We start from the raw sequence: 15673 nt of genomic DNA, 5'->3' as shown, positions 1-15673 counted from the left end.
CCGATCAGGCGGCACACCTCGCGCGACGCAGCGTCTGCGAGGGCAGCTCGCCGAAGTGACGCTTGTAGTCGAGCGAGAACTGGCTGAAGTGCCAGAATCCGTGCTGCACCGCGACGTCGTAGACCGAGGTCTCGTTGCCGCCGGCGCCCTTGAGATCGCGCCGCACACGGTTCAGTCGCATCGCGCGCCAATAGTGCATCGGGCTCGTGCCCAAAACCTCCTGGAAGCAATAACCGAGCTTGCGCGGGCTGGCGCCGACGGCCTTGCAGACCTCCAGCAGCGAGAGCGAGCGATCGCCCCTGCCATGCATCAGCTCGCGGGCACGATCCACGGTTCGCTTCCGAGCCGCCGCACTGCGGCCGGGATCGCTCGGACGTGCGGTCGGCAGCATGTCCATGATTTCGACGAGGAGGGCGTCTTCCAGGGCCTGCCTCGCCGCCGGATCGTTGAACGTTGCCGGAGCGGTCGTGATCGTCGCTTGAATGGCGGCCAGATGCGCCCGCAGCCGCGCGACCGGCGCTTCCGCCATTTCGATCACCTGCAGCCGGTGCCAGGCGGTGCGCGGCAGCTCGATGTCGAGCCGGGCGGCGAGCTCTGCGATCAACACCGTGCTGGCAACGACGCCGCGCAGCTCGAAGGCCTTCGGGGTACACATGTCGATCTCGGCGTCGATGCTGGCGAGGACGCGGGCGCCGCTGGCACCGGTCCCGTTGAAGCTGAGCTCGCCGTCGCCGTGCCAGGGCAGGCCGATGCCAAAACTGTCGGCGCCAAGCTGGCCATATTGGCGGACCTGCTGGCTGGTGATCTCGCAGAACACCTCCAGCCGCGGCAAGGAGAGTTGCGTGAAACTGCCCCGGAACGCGCCGGCGCTGATCTGGTCGTAGCTCAGCCGCCAGCGGCCGAGGCTTGCGCAATGCTCATCGACATCCGTGCTGTTCGCCTGGAGCAAGCCGGCAGCCGAATCCTGAATCGGAAGAGTTGCCCTTAAGGCCATGGCAGAACGTCGAAAATCCTCGAAGCCGGCAGTCAGCCGGGACCACGTCAGACTGGCACGGCCATGGGCGCTGTCCAGCAAAATATTGCCGGATCTCGATAACGCCCGACAACGCCGCGGTGCAGGCTTCCGTCCTGCCATTCCGGCATCGCAGCCGGGGCGGCGCTTCGCGGAGGGATCGAGATGCGACCGACCGATGTCATGCGCGGCAGCCCGCCCGCGCCCGAGGCTCAGGTGACGCGCGCCAATTGGCGCAGCTTTCCCGCGATCCGCTGGGGTTTTACCCACACCCGCGAAGTGCTGCCGACCGCAGAGATCCGCCGCTCCGCCCAGCCGACGCCGATGAGAAGCGCCCCGCGCGAACTGGCAAAGCTCGGCTTCACCGGGCCTGATGGCAAAGCGACCACGATCGAATGCGCGCTGCGCGAAACCTTTGCCGACACGCTCCTCGTGATGCATCAGGGCACGCTGATCCATGAATGGTACGGCGACGGCATGAGCGCGACCACGCCGCATCTGATCTGCTCGATCAGCAAGGCGATCGCTGGCACGCTCGGCGGCGTGCTGGCCGCGCGCGGCCTGGTCGATCCGGAGGCGAGAGTGCTGCGCTACGTGCCGGAGCTGGAGACATCGGTCTACGCCGGCTGCACCGTCCGCAACCTGCTCGACATGGCCGTCGCCATCAAGTTCGAGGAGGATTACGAGGACCCCGCCGGCGACCTCGCGCGCTATCGGTTCTCCTCGGGTTGGGACGTGCCGCCGCCGGACGTCGAGCCCAGCCATCAGCGCGCTTATCTGACGACGCTGCGCGGCAGCGGCAAGCCGCACGGCAAGGTGTTCCACTACGTCTCGCCCAATACCGAGGTGCTCGGCTGGGTGTATGAACGCGCCTGCGGGATGCCCTACCATCTTGTTCTCTCCGAGTTTCTCTGGCAGCCCCTGGGCGCGGAGGAGGACGGCTCTCTCACGCTCGATAGCCACGGCATGGGCCGCATTGCCGGCGGCATCTCGGTCACCGCGCGCGATCTCGTCCGCTTCGGGGAGATGATCCGCTGCCGCGGCGTCGTCGAGGGCCGGCAGGTGGTGCCGGGCTGGTGGATCGACGATATCCGCGAGAACGGTGATCCCAAGGCGTGGGCCGATGGCGACCTCGCCGAGTTCTTCCCGGGCGCGCGCTACCGCAGCAAATGGTTCACCATCGATCCTTCGCGCAACGCGCTCACCGCGATCGGCATTCACGGCCAGCACCTCTATGTCGACCTCGACTCCGACACCGTCATCGTCAAGCTCGCAACACAGCCCAAGGCGATGGACGTGTCGATCGACCAGCGCTGGTTTGCTGCCTTCCGCGCCATCACCGCACATCTCGCCTGATATTTGGACGTCCTCATGCTTGAAACCACCAAAGCCCAACCGCGAGCGCAGACCGCGACACCGCATCCGCTCGATCCGCTGACGGCCGACGAGATCACCGCGGCTTGCGCTTTGGTGCGGGCGGCGGCCACCTCAGCGGCGAACTGCCGTTTCCCGACGGTGCGGCTGGAGGAGCCGACCAAGCAGGAGCTGGCTTCAGGCGAGGTGGGGCGCCGCGCCTTCGCGTTGACGCTCGACGTCGCCACGGGCGAGGCCATCGAGCATATCGTCGACCTCGGCCGCGGCGAGATCGTCGGCCGCAAGGTCGTGCCGAACCGCGAGGCGCCCTATGGGCAGCCGCCGGTGATGCTGGAAGAGTTGTTCAAGTGCGATGCCGTGGTGAAGGCCGATCCCGCTTGGCGGGCGGCGATGGTTCGGCGCGGGCTGACCGACAAGGACATCGAGCTGGTCCAGGTCGACCCGTTCTCCTCCGGATTCTTCGACAAGGAGTTCGAGCGCGGCGCCCGCATTGTCCGGGCCGTCAGCTATTTTCGCGAGCATCTCCAGGACAACGGCTACGCCCATCCGATCGAGGGCGTGGTCGCTGTGGTCGACCTCATCGGGGGCAAGGTCATCGAGCTCACGGATGAAGATCCGATCGTGCCGATTCCGCGCAAGAAACGGAACTACGGCGCGCATGAGGTGCCAAACCCGCGCACCGACATCAAGCCGCTGCATATCGAGCAGCCGGAAGGGCCGAGCTTCAAGGTCGACGGCTGGAAAGTCGACTGGCAGAAATGGAGCTTCGGCGTCGGATTCACGCCGCGCGAGGGTCTCGTGCTGCATCAGCTCGCCTACCAGGACGGCGCGCGTAAGCGGTCGCTGATCCACCGCGCCAGCGTTACCGAGATGGTGGTGCCTTACGCCGATCCGACCGCTAGCCACTTCTGGAAGTCGGCCTTCGATGCCGGCGAATACGGGCTCGGCATGCTCGCCAACGCGCTGGAGCTGGGCTGCGACTGCCTCGGCAACATCCACTATTTCGACGTGCCTGCCGCCGACAACAAGGGCGAGCCCTTCGTCATGCAGAACGCGATCTGCATGCATGAGGAGGATTACGGGATTGCCTGGAAGCACTACGAGTTTCGCAACGGCTTGTTCGAGGTGCGGAGATCCCGACGGCTCGTGATCTCGTTCTTCGCCACCGTCGGCAATTACGATTACGGCTTCTACTGGTATCTCTATCAGGACGGCACGATTCAGCTGGAGACGAAACTCACCGGCATCATCCAGACCGCCGCGGTGCGGCCGGGCGAAAAGTACCGATGGGGCGGCATGGTCGACGATAATCTCGGCGGCCCCACGCACCAGCACTTCTTCAACGTCCGCCTGCATATGGATCTCGACGGCGGCGGTAACACGGTGACGGAGCACGAGTTCGTGCCGCGGCCCTGGGGCGACGACAATCCGCACGGCAACGTGTTCGACACCACCACGCGCGTGCTGTCGCGCGAGCGCGACGCCGCAGCGGTCGCCAATGGCGAGACCGGCCGATTCTGGAAGATCAGTAATCCGAACGAGATCAACTCGGTCGGCGGTGCACCGGCCTACAAGCTCGTCGTCAATCCCAGCCCGCTGATGCTGGCCCAGGAGGGTAGTTACGTGCGCAAGCGCGGCGGCTTTGCCACAAGGCATATCTGGGTGACTGCATTCGATCCGGCCGAGAAATATGCCAGCGGCGACTATCCCAACGTTCACGCCGGCGGTGACGGCCTGCCGCGCTATGCCGCGCAGAATCGCAATATCGAGAATGCCGACATCGTGGTGTGGCACTCCTTCGGCCACACCCATGTCTGCAAGCCCGAAGACTTCCCGATCATGCCGGTGGAATATGCCGGCTTCGTGTTGAAGCCAACCGGATTCTTTGCGGTGAATGCGGCTGGCGACCTTCCGCCGGACCGCAACAGCCGCAGCGTGCTGGCTGGCGAGAAGAGCACGACCTGTTGTCACGCGGACCGGACGTGACCTTCATCCGCTCCCACCCCTGGCTTTGGTTGCAACGCTGATTGCGCGACACGGCCGTCACATGCGGTCGGGTTCCGAACACACTGACAAGATCATTTGGAAGGATTCCAATCCCAAAGAAGCAGCGCGCATGAGCGCATGCGTCGCACGTGCTGTGCACACGTCTGGAGAAATTCTAACGCCGTTCCTATCGCACTCCGAAACCGCCTGAGTTAGGGCGGGCCATCAAGATCGATACCGGCATAGCCGGCAGTGCGTGGGGCTCAACAGACGTGACCGATTTCCAACCTTCTTCGCGTAAGAACACGCGCCGCCGACAAATCCAGATGCTCTTCCTCGGTGCGGCCAGCACACTCGCTCTCGCCGTGCCCTTCGGCTCTGCCCAAGCCCAGACGCAGATTCCCTCTGTCACCGTCGAAGCGCCGACGCAGCGCACCCGTCCAGCGGCGATTGCGTCGTCGCGACGGGCTGCGGCGGCGCGAACCGCACGCGCCAATCGTCGGGGCCCGGCGCAGCAGGCCGCGCCCACTCAGTCGGCATCGTCGAACGGTGCAACGGGCGAACGCGCCAACGGACCGTTACGCGGTTTCGTCGCGACGCGCAGCGGCACCGCCACCAAGACCGATACGCCCTTGATCGAAACGCCGCAGTCGGTGTCGGTCATCACCACCGACCAGATCAGAAACCAGGGCGCGGTCTCGATCGGCGAGGCCTTGCGCTACACCGCCGGCGTCAGCGGCGACGTCAATGGCGGCTCGGACACCCGCTTCGGCGGCCTCCAGATCCGCGGCTTCGACATGACGATGCCGGGCCTCTTCGTCGACGGCTTGCGGATTCCCTCCAGCAACTACGTGCACTTCAATGGCCTCGAGCCCTATGGGGCCGAGCGTATCGAGGTGCTCAAGGGTCCGTCCTCCGCGATGTATGGCGGCAGCGGCACAGGCGGCGTTCTCAACTACGTGACCAAGCTGCCGACGGCGCAGCAGTTCGGCGAGGTCTCGATCTCGGGTGGCAGCTTCAACCGCTATCAGGGCCAGTTCGACATGGGCGGCGCCGCCAACAAGGAAGGCACGGTGCTGTGGCGCCTGACCGGCGTCGTGCGCGACGGCGAGACCCAGGTCGATTTCAGCAAGGACAATCGCGTCTTCATCGCGCCCACCGTCACCTTCAAGCCGAACGAGGACACCACCATCACCCTGCTCGCCAACTATCAGCGGGACCGGGCAGGGTGGGGCCTTCAGTTCCTGCCGGCCTCGGGCACGGTTTGGCCGAACAACGGCCGCACCATCCCGGTCTCGTTCTTCGCGGGCGTGCCGGGCTTCGACGCATTCAACACCGAGATCGCAACCGTCGGCTACCAGCTCGCGCACAATTTCACCGACAACGTCACGTTCCGGCAAAATCTGCGCTACGCCTATCAGCACAACGAGGAGAAGGTGTTTTACGGCGGCGGCTATACCAACGAAGCCGCAGGGCAGCTCGCGCGCTATGGCAGCTACAGCAACTCCTACATCAACTCATTCGCCGTGGACAACCAGCTCCAGGGCAAGTTCACCACCGGCATTCTCAGCCACACCACGCTGGTTGGCGTCGACTATCGCAACACCTCCTTCCGCGACACCGCCTTCGGCGTCACGACCTCGTCCCCCGAGATCAACGTCTTCAACCCGAACTACAGCTACGACTACGCCATCGGCGCCATGTACGACAACACCGGCGTCAAGCAGTCCCAGGTCGGCGTCTATGCGCAGGATCAGATCAAGCTCGGCCGGCTCTCGTTCCAGCTCGGCGGCCGTCAGGATTTCGTGACCACGCAGGTCGATAACGGTATCGCCAATACCACGGCCGCGAAGGACGCCTCGGCCTTCACCGGCCGAGCCGCCGTGATGTACAATTTCGATAGCGGCATCGCGCCCTATTTCAGCTACTCGGAATCGTTCCTGCCGCTGCTCGCGACCGGGTTTGGCGGACAAATGCTCAATCCCGAGACCGGCGTCCAATACGAGGTCGGCGTCAAGTATCAGCCGATCGGCTGGAACGCGCTGTTCACCTTCGCCGCCTTCGACCTGACGCGCGATAACGTCGCTGTGTACGTGCCCGCGGCCACCTTTTACGAACAGATCGGGCAGGTGAAGTCGCGCGGCATCGAGCTCGAAGGCACGATGTCGCTCGCCGATGGCTGGAACCTGCGCGCCGCCTATGCCTATGTCGACGCCATGGTCACGCAGGATCCGGTGAATGTCGGCAAGGCGCCAACTACGGTGCCGCTCAACCGCGCTTCGCTGTGGAGCGACTATACGCTGCAGAACGGGCCGCTCGCCGGCCTGCAGTTCGGCGGCGGCATCCGCTATGTCGGCGCGACCTGGGGCGACGAGGCCAACACGTTCAAGGTGGGATCGTCGACCGTTCTCGACGCGCTGCTGGCCTACAACAGGGACAATTGGCGCCTGGCGCTGAACGTCACCAATCTCGCCGACACCCGCTATGTCGCCTCATGTTACAGCATGTCGGGCTGCTTCTACGCGGAAGGGCGGAAAGCCATCGCCAGGCTGACCTACCGCTGGTGAGCACAACGCGAGGACGGTCCGGCCTTGGAGGCCGGACCTGTTCCTTCCGCCCGATCAGAACGGATAGTGCCGGGGCCCGGTCTGCACGGTGACCCAGCGCAGCTCGGTGAACTCGTCGATGGCGGCCTTGCCACCGAAGCGGCCGTAGCCTGACGCCTTGGTGCCGCCGAACGGCATCTGAGGCTCGTCATGCACGGTCGGGGCGTTGACGTGGCAGATGCCCGCCTCGATCCGCCTGGCAACGCCGAGCGCACGGGCGATGTCGCGGCCGAACACGGCCGAGGAGAGGCCGTACTCGGTGTCATTGGCCACGCGCACGGCCTCGTCCACCCCGCTCACGCGCACCACGGTCACGACCGGACCAAAGCTCTCCTCGCCATAGATCCGCATCGCCGGCGTGACATGATCGACGATGGTGGCGGGCATGATGGTGCCGCTGCCGTGGCCGCCGGCAGCGAGCACGGCGCCCTTGGCGACGGCATCGTCGATCAGGCCCCGGACGCGCTCGCAGGCGGCGTCACTGACCAGCGAGCCGAGCACGACATTGCCCTTGCGTGGATCGCCGAAGGGAAGGCTCCTGGCCTTGGCGGCGAACTTGGCGATGAAGGCGTCCGCCACCTTGTCGTCGACGACGATCCGCTCGGTCGACATGCAGATCTGCCCCTGGTTCATGAAGGCGCCGAACGCTGCCGCATTCACGGCGGCGTCGAGGTCGGCATCGTCGAGGATGACGAGCGGGGCCTTGCCGCCAAGTTCCAGCAGCGCGCGCTTCAGGTGCTTTGCACATGCCAGTGCGATGAGGCGGCCGACGCGGGTCGAGCCGGTGAAGTTGACGCGGCGGATCGCGGGATGGGCGATCAACGCCTCGACCACCGCCTGCGCATCTTCTGGCGCGTTGGTCACGACATTGACGACGCCGTCGCCGAGGCCGGCCTCGGCCAGGCAGCTTCCGATCAGCCGATGCACGCCGGGGCTCATCTCGGACGCCTTCAGGACCACGGTGTTGCCGCAGGCGAGCGGCATCGCGACCGAGCGCACGCCGAGGATCACAGGCGCGTTCCACGGCGCGATGCCGAGCACGACGCCAACCGGCTGGCGAAACGCCATGGCGAGATTGTCGGGCTTGTCGGTCGGAATGACCTCGCCGGATATCTGCGTCGTCATGGCCGCGGCTTCGCGCAACATGCCTTCGGCCAGGTGCACGTTGAATCCGGCCCAGCCCGCGGTGGCGCCGGTTTCGGCGACCATCAGCGCGGTGAATTCCGCGGCCCGGCGTGCGAGGATGTCGGCGGCCGCATTGAGCCGCTTGCGGCGCTCGGACGGGCCAAGCTGCGACCAGGCCGGGAAGGCGGCGGCCGCAGCGTCCGCGGCCCGCATCGCGTCGTCGATCGAGGCCGCCGCCACGATCGTCGCGACGTCGCCGGAGATCGGGTTGTGGCGCTGGAAGGTACGCTGATGGCTGGCCGACTGGTCCTTGCCGCCGATGAGAAGGTCGATCGCGTTCATGATGCACTCCAAAGGTTGCAGGCGGGATTGAGCGATTATGGTGGGGACGGGGCCGCGCGGGCCTTGCCGAGATAGGCGCGCTGGACCTCCGGATCGTTCTTCATCGCACTGGCCGGCCCGCTGCCGGCGTTGCGGCCGGACTCGATCAGGTAGACACGGTCGGCGATGTCGAGGCTCGCCCGCGCATTCTGCTCGACCAGCAACACGCTGAGGCCGCTGCTACGGATCTCCGCCAGTGCACGGAACACTTCGCGGCTGAGCAGGGGCGACAGGCCGAGCGAAGGCTCATCGAGCAGGAGCAGCAGCGGGTTCGACATCAGCGCCCGGCCGATCGCCACCATCTGCTGCTCGCCGCCGCTCATGGTGCGAACGGCCTGGGCCATACGCTCGGCAAGGCGCGGGAACAGTCGCAGGATCCTCGCGAGCCGGTCTGCCTCGCCTGCGCGGGCGCGGGCGGGGTAGGCGCCGAGCTGCAGATTCTCGGCAACCGTCAAATCGCCGAATACGCCGCGGCCTTCGGGCACCAGCGCGATGCCGCGCTCCACGATCAGGTGGGCGGGCAGCTCGCCAATGTGATGTCCCTCGAACCGGATCGTTGCGCCGGGGGCAGGCTTGACCAGCCCGGCGATGCTCTTGAGCAAGGTGGACTTGCCGGCGCCGTTGGCGCCGAGGATCGCGACGATCTCGCCTTGCCCAATAGCGAGCGCAATGTCGGCGAGAGCCTGGTGCTTGCCATAGAAATGGGAGAGGGCGGCGACCTCAAGCATCGTCGCCTCCGAGATAGGCTGCAACGACTTTTGGATCGGACAACACGGCCTCCGGCGCGCCGCGCGCGATCACGCTGCCGGCATTCATGACGATGCAATGGCTGCACAGCGCTCGAATCGCATCCATGACATGCTCGACCATGATGATGGTGAGGCCGCGATCGCGCAATTTCGCGATCAGCGCGATGCCGGTCTCGAGCTCGCTCGGGTTGAGGCCCGCCAGCCATTCGTCGAGCAGCACGAGGCGCGGCTGCAGCGCCAGCGCGCGGGCAAGCTCGAGCCGCTTCTGGTCGATATAGGTCAGCTCGCTCGCGGGCGTTTCCTGCAGCTTGCCGAGCCCGACGAGGTCCAGCAGCTCGCTTGCCGTTGCGCCCGAGCCGTTCGTCGTCGAGAACAGCCGCGCCGCCGCAACGTTTTCGGCCACCGTCAGGTCCGGCATCACGCGCACCAGCTGGAACGTGCGCGCAAGGCCAAGGCGCGCGATCTGGTGCGCGCGCATACCGTTGAGGACGATGCCGCCCAGCCGGATCGTGCCCGAGGAGGGCCGCAGCGCCCCGGACAGCGTATTCAACAGCGTCGTCTTGCCGGATCCGTTCGGGCCGATGATGCCGATGATCTCGCCCGGCGTGACTGTGAAGCTGACACCGTCGACGGCGCGTAGTCCGCTGAACGATTTGCTGACGCCGTCGACCGCGAGCAGCGGTGCATCGCCCGCGCGGGCGGGCGCGGCGGCGGGACCGCCGGCCGGAACACGCCAGCGGCCCGCCCCGAACAGGCCGATCACGCCGTTCGGCAACACCATCACGATGAACACGAAGATGACGCCGAGCACGATGCTGAAATGGTTGGGCAGCGTCGCCGTCAGCACCTCGAACAGCAGGACCAGGGGAATGACGCCCAGCACGGGCCCGAACAGCGAGCCCGCGCCGCCCAGCAGGGCCATGATCACGACCTGGAACGAGATGGTCGGATTGAACGCAATGGCCGGATCGATATAGGTCCAGCGTGGCGCCATCACCGCGCCGGTCACCGCCATGAAGGTCGCGCTCAGAATGAAGACGCCGAGCTTGATCCGCGTGGCATCGATGCCGGAATGGCTCGCCGCGGTCTCGTCGGCGCCGATGGCGCGCAGGGCCAGCCCGTAGCGCGAGCGCCCGAGCATCCACCCCACCAGGAAGACGATCGTGGTCAAACCGAGGAGCTGCCAGTAGAGAACGTCCTGCGTCACCGCACTGAAGAGATAGCGGCCGACCGACTTGTGGATGTTGACCTCGTACCAGATCACGAGCTGCCGGATCAGCTCGGCCAGGCCGAAGGAGAAGATCACGAAATAGATTCCGGACAGCCGCAGCGTCGAAAGCCCGGTGATTGCGGCGGTGAGTGCGCCCACGCCGGCTGCGGCCAGCAGCACGACCGGCCAAGGCATGGTCTCGCCGAGCACCGCAGCCGTGTAAGCGCCGAGCCCGAAGAACGCGACCGTTGCAAGCGAGATGTAGCGCGTCGGGCCCGAGAACATCGCCCACGCGGTCGCCAGGATCGTGAAATAGAGCACGCTGATGCCGAGCGCGAGATAATAGCCGTTGGCATAGAGCGGATAGGTGACGAGGCATGCGGCGAGGGCGAGGCCGGCGCACCACAGCAGAATGCGGACGGGCCCCGTCATGACGCCGCCCTGCCGAACAGGCCGGTGGGCTTGATCACGAGCACGCCGAGAAACAGTGCGTAGGTCGCAGCCAGCGTCAGACCGGGATCGACCAGCCGCGCCACCGCGGTCTCGACCACACCAAGCAGCAGCCCGGCGACCAGCGCGCCGATGACGTTGCCGACACCGCCCATGATGACGACGACCAGCGCCTTCATCGTGAAGACCACGCCCATCGCGGCATTGAAGGTGAGGAACATGCTGATCAGCACACCGCCGACGGCGACGAGGCCGCCGCCGAAGGCAAACGCCAGCCCCGACAGGGCCGCGACGTCGATGCCGACGAGACGCGCGGCGTTGGCATCGACGGCGATGGCGCGTACCGCAGTGCCGATCCGGGTGCGGGTGAGGGCGAGATAGACGGCGCCGCCGACCAGCGCCGCGAACAGCAGCGCGACGAGCCGATTGACGGCAAGCGTCGAGCCCATGATCGTCAGCGGAATGGAGAGATAGCTGTAGCTGTAGTACTGGCCGCCAAAGGCGACCAGCATGGCGCCCTGGATCACGAACAGAACGCCGAAGGTGACGAGGATGCTGTCGATCTCCTGTGCGCCCCGGTCCTTGCCGCGCCGCATCAGCCGTTCCAGCAGGAAGCGATATAGCAGCCAGTTCAGCACCATCGCGACCGGGACCGCCAGCAGCAGCGCCGCGAGCGGGCTCAGCCCAAGGCCGCCGTAGAGCGAGAACGCGCCGAAGGCGGCCGCGACCAGCGACTCTCCATAGGAGAGGTTCATGATCCGCGCCACGCCATATTGCAGCGTCAGCCCGAGCGCGATCAGCGCGTACATGCCGCCGAGCACGAGGCCCGGCAGGATGATGTCGACGAGCAACATGAAGCGGCGTCCCCTTGAGCGGACGGCAGGCAGGCCTCGCCGACGCAAGGCCTGCCAACCAGCCTTACTGCCACTGCGGCTTGGGCACGACCGCGGCGCGCGCGCCCGTCAGCGAGGTTGGCGCGAGGGCGTAGAACTCGCCGTTCTGCCACTGTCCGACGCTCCAGACCTCCTGCAGCAGCCCGTCCTTCAGCTTGACCTTGCCGATGATGGTCTCGAATGTGCCCGCACGGATTTCCGCCGCGACAGCGGTGCGATCCAGCTTGCCGACCTTTTCGATCGCCTGCTGGAGCACCTGCAGGCTCGCATAGGTGATCGAGCTCGCCCAGCGATCGGGCTCCTTGCCGGTCGTGGCCTTGTGGCGCGCCAGATACTCCTTCAGCTGCGGAGACTCGGCATTCCAACCGCCGATGCCCATCACGCCGTCGCTGTTGGCGGCAAACTTGCCCTTGTAGAGCGGGAACGCGGTGCCGACGCCGACATAGAAAACCTTCGGGTTGAACTTCAACAGCTGCGCCTGCTCGGTCAGCGCGATCGTATCCGGCGGATAGCTGAAGGCGACGAACGCATCCGGGTTCGACGCGATCGCATCCTTCAACAGAGGCTGGAGATCCTGCGTGCCCATCGGATAGGTCTTGTCATAGCCGAGCTTGAAGCCGTGCTTCTTGAAGGCCTCGCGGCCCGCGGCGGACAGCTCGATGCCGAACTGGTCGGCGATGCTGACCATCGCGATGTTCGCCCCGATCTTGCCTTCGCTCTTCAGCTTGCCGAGCAGATCGGCGAGCCCCTCGGATATCTGGGCCGACGTCCCGAGCCAGAACGTCGCGTTCGACCAGCGCTTGGCAAGCTCCGGCGCCTTGTCGGTCACCGACGTGACCGCGAGGTGAGGGTAGCCCAGACGGTTCAGAGTCGGGCCGACCGCGAGATTGAGGCCCGTGCCCCACGGCGAAAGAATGAAATCGACCTTGTCCTGGTTGGCGAGGCGCTCGATCGCCTTGACGGCTTCTTCCGAGCTGCTGCGGTCGTCATATTCGACCACCTCGATCGGCAGCGTCTTATCGCCGAGCTTGATGCCGCCGGCGGCATTCACGTCCTTCACCCACAGCTCATAGTTGGGCAGGGTGGTGATGCCGGCGCCGCCGGCATAAGGACCGGTCTTGGAAATGGCGTAGCCGATCCGGATCTTCTCCTGCGCATCGGCCGAGGACGTCCCCAGCGTTCCGGCCAGAGCCGCAAGGCCAACGACGCGCAGCAACGTTCGACGGTTCGCTGAAAACATATCGTGTCTCCCTCCTGTTGCACTCAAGCGATGGTCGGCATCGCAGTGAGTGGTCGTTTCCTCTTGATCCCAACTTTCTCTAGGGCGGCATCATTGAGCCGGCCGCCACCGGGACTTGACCTAGCAAGCATCCCAAGCTTTGCTCGCACAATGGACAAATCCGGTGAAAGATTGGACGGTTCTGGTCTCGGTGGCCAAGTGCGTCGAGGCGTCGCGGGCCCAGATCCGGCACCGGCAACCGCCCCGAGTGGGGCTGTGCCTGTGGGCGCCGAGCTGATCGCGGCGCACTACGTCGCGCGGCGATGGACGCTGACCTCGAAAGCGGCCCGTCCGTTCATTCATCTGCTCTGCCTTCCCGGCGGCGGGACCGCTGAGATCGGTCAGGCCGGCAGGACCATGCGGACGGTCGGATCCGCGCTGGTCTGGCTCCCGGCGGGATCCGCCGACTATCTGGAGGTGTCGGCAGGCACGACGGCGCAGCTGCTGCAATTGCGCGCCGGTATCTGGCATCGCTATCTCCCGCCGTCGGCGGAGGCGGCCTATCTCGCGCTCGAGGGCGCAGGCGGCATCCTGGCGTTGCAGGTCGAGGCCGATCTCGCGGCCACGTTCGCGCGTTCGATCGCGGCGATCGCCGCCGAGATCGCCTCGCCCGCACGCAGTAGTGCAGCGTCGATCATGTCGGCGGAGCTGACGCTGTGCGTGCTGCGATTCTGGCGCCTGTTCGCTGGCGATGGGAACCGCAACGAGGAGAGCAGCAGCACCGAGATCCTGAGCCGGTTCCGCAGGCTGCTCGAGGAGCGCTATCAACAGCACTTGCGCGTCAGCGATTACGCCAGGCTACTCGGCACCACGCCGGATCGCCTGCACGCGCTGTGCAGCCGCGAGCTGAAGCGCTCGCCGAGCGAGCTGATTCAGCAGCGCCTCGTCAGGGAAGCGGCGACGCGGCTGGAGGCTGGAACCATCGCCGTCAAGCAGATCGCATTTGCGCTGGGCTTCACGGACACCGCCTATTTCAGCCGCTTTTTCCGCAAGCACACCGGCGAGGCACCGGGCGTATGGCGTCGGCGCGTTGCGGCACGCGCGAGAGCGGGGCGATCGAGACCGACGCTGAATTTTGCCGATTGGCCGTAACGCACGCGGCTGCGTCGACACCCGATCACGCATGGACGCTTTGTCGCGCAGCTTATTGGCCAGTCTCGATAAATTCTAATGTCGGACCTCTCGCACTGCAACTGTCCCTGCGTTAGGCCGAAGGCCCACCGGCTGAACTGCCGGCGGCGAGTCCAATCGAAAAGCGGTCCGGCAAATGAGGGGCCGGGCCCAGTGGGAATGAGATCTGAGCGATGAGAGCGATATTCGGCAAACTGCATCGCTGGGCGGGACTGCTGACGGCCGCCTTCCTGTTCTTCTCCGGCATCACCGGCGCGATCATCTCTTGGGATCACGAGCTCGACGACGTCCTGAACAGCCATCTGTTCGATGTCTCGACGAAGGGCCCGGCCATTCCCTCGCTCGAGCTTGCCAAGATGATCGAGCAGCGCGATCCCCGCGCGCGCGTCGTCTACCTCTTCATGACGCCGGAGCAGGGCCACTCGCTGTGGTTCTTCGTCATGCCGCGAATCGACCCCGCGACCGGCAAGCGTTACCCGCTCGACTACAACCAGGTCTTTCTTGATCCCAACACCGGTGCGGAGCTCGGCCGGCGCTATTGGGGCGCGGTCTGGCCCGTCACGCGGGAAAACTTCGTCTCGTTTCTGTACAAGCTGCACTACACGATGCACATCCCGGAATTCTGGGGCAGCGACCGCTGGGGCATGCGCGTGCTCGGCATCATCGCCATCATCTGGACCATCGATTGCTTCGTCGGGTTCTATCTGACGCTGCCCTCGCGCCGGCGCGCCAAGGCCGCGCGGGCGCCTGAGGTCACGCGCCAGCTCGAGCGCGGCTTCTGGGCGCGCTGGGCGCCGGCCTGGACCATCAAGACCTCGGGCAGCGCCTACCGGATCAATTTCGACATCCACCGCGCATTCAGCCTGTGGACGTGGGGCGTACTGTTCATCATCGCCTTCACCGCGTTTTCGCTGAACCTCTACTTCGAGGTGTTCTCGCCGCTGATGAAGATGGTGTCGAACTACACCCCGACACCCTATGAGCAGCGGCCCTATCGCGATCTCGATAATCCGATCGAGCCCAAGATGACCTTCGCCGAGATTGCTGCCCGCGCGGCCGCCGACGGCAAGGCGCGAGGCTGGACCACCCCGGTCGGCGCGCTCAGCTACGGCCCGGCCCATGGCGTCTACGCCGCCGCGTTCTTCCATCCCGGCGACGATCACGGTGCCGGCGGCGTCGGCCCGGCGCAGCTCTATTACGACAGCGAGGACGGCCGCCCCATTGGCGAGCGGCTGCCCTGGGTCGGCACCGCCGCCGACATCTTCGTGCAGGCGCAGTTTCCGCTGCATTCGGGGCGCATCGTCGGACTGTTCGGGCGTATCCTGATCTCGGTGATGGGCCTCGTGGTCGCCGCGCTCTCTGTCACCGGCGTCGTGATCTGGTGGCGCAAGCGCCGCGCCCGCGTTCGCGTGCGGGAGACGGCGGCCGTGCGGCTGAACCGGGAGCAACTGACGCCGGCAGAGTAGGGCACCCGCGT

General features: G+C 65.9%; 11 protein-coding genes. 5 read left to right on the top strand and 6 right to left on the bottom strand.

Translation table 11 applies throughout. The features are described from left to right. Positions 1 to 4 precede the first annotated feature (4 nt). The gene (locus I6F16_RS00445; protein ID WP_109143779.1) at positions 5 to 994 is read right to left on the bottom strand and encodes a helix-turn-helix domain-containing protein; all 990 of its coding nucleotides are present in this window, start codon (positions 992 to 994) and stop codon (positions 5 to 7) included. Positions 995 to 1177: 183 nt separating this feature from the next. Here I6F16_RS00445 and I6F16_RS00440 point away from each other — a divergent pair, with 183 nt between their 5' ends. From I6F16_RS00440 to I6F16_RS00430, 3 genes are all read left to right on the top strand, one after another. After that, on the top strand, positions 1178 to 2368 hold the full coding sequence (locus I6F16_RS00440; protein WP_225112875.1) for a serine hydrolase: 1191 nt from the start codon (positions 1178 to 1180) through the stop codon (positions 2366 to 2368). Between the two features lie 15 nt (positions 2369 to 2383). After that, a complete protein-coding gene (locus tag I6F16_RS00435; protein WP_225173356.1) occupies positions 2384 to 4372 on the top strand; it encodes a primary-amine oxidase in 1989 nt (662 codons plus the stop codon). Positions 4373 to 4698: 326 nt separating this feature from the next. Further along, positions 4699 to 6939: a TonB-dependent siderophore receptor gene (locus I6F16_RS00430; RefSeq protein WP_225112877.1), complete on the top strand. Its 2241-nt coding sequence runs from the start codon at positions 4699 to 4701 to the stop codon at positions 6937 to 6939. A gap of 54 nt (positions 6940 to 6993) precedes the next feature. On the opposite strand, the gene I6F16_RS00425 is transcribed toward I6F16_RS00430, so the two are convergent. From I6F16_RS00425 to I6F16_RS00405, 5 genes are all read right to left on the bottom strand, one after another. After that, positions 6994 to 8445: an aldehyde dehydrogenase gene (locus I6F16_RS00425; protein WP_225112878.1), complete on the bottom strand. Its 1452-nt coding sequence runs from the start codon at positions 8443 to 8445 to the stop codon at positions 6994 to 6996. Between the two features lie 35 nt (positions 8446 to 8480). Next, a complete protein-coding gene (locus I6F16_RS00420; RefSeq protein WP_036028046.1) occupies positions 8481 to 9212 on the bottom strand; it encodes an ABC transporter ATP-binding protein in 732 nt (243 codons plus the stop codon). After that, on the bottom strand, positions 9205 to 10875 hold the full coding sequence (locus I6F16_RS00415; protein ID WP_225112879.1) for a branched-chain amino acid ABC transporter ATP-binding protein/permease: 1671 nt from the start codon (positions 10873 to 10875) through the stop codon (positions 9205 to 9207). The genes I6F16_RS00420 and I6F16_RS00415 overlap by 8 nt, the downstream gene beginning before the upstream one ends. Continuing rightward, positions 10872 to 11747 carry a branched-chain amino acid ABC transporter permease gene (locus tag I6F16_RS00410; RefSeq protein WP_109143775.1) on the bottom strand — a complete coding sequence of 292 codons (876 nt, stop codon included), beginning with the start codon at positions 11745 to 11747 and terminating at the stop codon, positions 10872 to 10874. Before I6F16_RS00410 ends, I6F16_RS00415 begins: the two co-directional genes overlap by 4 nt. A gap of 64 nt (positions 11748 to 11811) precedes the next feature. Next, positions 11812 to 13026: an amino acid ABC transporter substrate-binding protein gene (locus tag I6F16_RS00405; RefSeq protein WP_225112880.1), complete on the bottom strand. Its 1215-nt coding sequence runs from the start codon at positions 13024 to 13026 to the stop codon at positions 11812 to 11814. 255 nt (positions 13027 to 13281) lie between these two features. On the opposite strand from I6F16_RS00405, the gene I6F16_RS00400 reads away from it, so the two are divergent. Both I6F16_RS00400 and fsrB read left to right on the top strand, forming a co-directional pair. Further along, a complete protein-coding gene (locus I6F16_RS00400; protein WP_225112881.1) occupies positions 13282 to 14157 on the top strand; it encodes a helix-turn-helix domain-containing protein in 876 nt (291 codons plus the stop codon). Positions 14158 to 14369: 212 nt separating this feature from the next. Further along, positions 14370 to 15662 (top strand): siderophore utilization protein FsrB, encoded by a 1293-nt coding sequence (fsrB, locus tag I6F16_RS00395; protein ID WP_036039542.1) that lies wholly within the window; start codon positions 14370 to 14372, stop codon positions 15660 to 15662. Positions 15663 to 15673: the final 11 nt, after the last annotated feature.

Source organism: Bradyrhizobium sp. IC4060, from assembly GCF_020193715.1.
Taxonomy (GTDB): domain Bacteria; phylum Pseudomonadota; class Alphaproteobacteria; order Rhizobiales; family Xanthobacteraceae; genus Bradyrhizobium; species Bradyrhizobium yuanmingense.
This window is presented reverse-complemented; position numbering and strand designations above follow the sequence as displayed.